Source organism: Methylobacterium bullatum, from assembly GCF_014845095.1.
Lineage (GTDB): Bacteria > Pseudomonadota > Alphaproteobacteria > Rhizobiales > Beijerinckiaceae > Methylobacterium > Methylobacterium bullatum.
This window is the reverse complement of the sequence record NZ_NKUG01000310.1, coordinates 1-616: the sequence shown is the minus strand read 5'-3', so window position 1 is coordinate 616 and position 616 is coordinate 1. Positions and strand designations below refer to the sequence as shown.

Below are 616 nucleotides of genomic sequence, written 5' to 3'. Positions count from 1 at the left end.
CCTGTCCCTCGGCAAGGTGCTCTACGGCGATGCCAACGACGACACCCTCGTCAGCATCGAGAACCTGGAAGGCTCGGGCTACGACGACAACCTCGTCGGTAACGCCGCCGCCAATACGCTGAGCGGCCTGGCCGGAGACGACACCCTCGCCGGCGGCGAAGGGGCCGATTTCCTCGGGGGCGGCGACGGCAACGATATCCTGACGGGCGGGGCCGGGGCCGATTACATGACGGCCGGCGACGGTGTCGACTGGGCCTATTACAGCGACTCGAGTGCGGGCGTGACCGTGGACATCAGCGCCGGCAAGGTCGCCGGCATCGGCGGCAGCGCCGAGGGCGACGCCCTGGTGGATTTCGAGAACATCCTCGGCTCGGCCTTCGACGACAAGCTCTCCGGCAACGGCTTGGCCAACATCCTCAGCGGCGCCGCCGGGAACGACGCGCTCTACGGCTATGACGGCGACGATACCCTGCTGGGCGGCGCGGGCGCGGACAGGCTCGATGGCGGTGCCGGCTTCGACACCTTGGATTACGGCGCCTCCGCCGCCGGTGTGTCGGTCAACCTCTCCACCGGGGCCGTGAGCGGCGGCGACGCGGCGGGGGATGTCCTCGTCGGG

1 protein-coding gene is annotated in these 616 nt (G+C 70.0%); it reads left to right on the top strand.

Annotation, left to right across the window (positions count from 1 at the left end; all coding sequences use genetic code 11):
• Positions 1 to 616: calcium-binding protein (locus MBTS_RS23355; RefSeq protein ID WP_425324824.1), on the top strand; the 616-nt coding region annotated here is incomplete at both ends.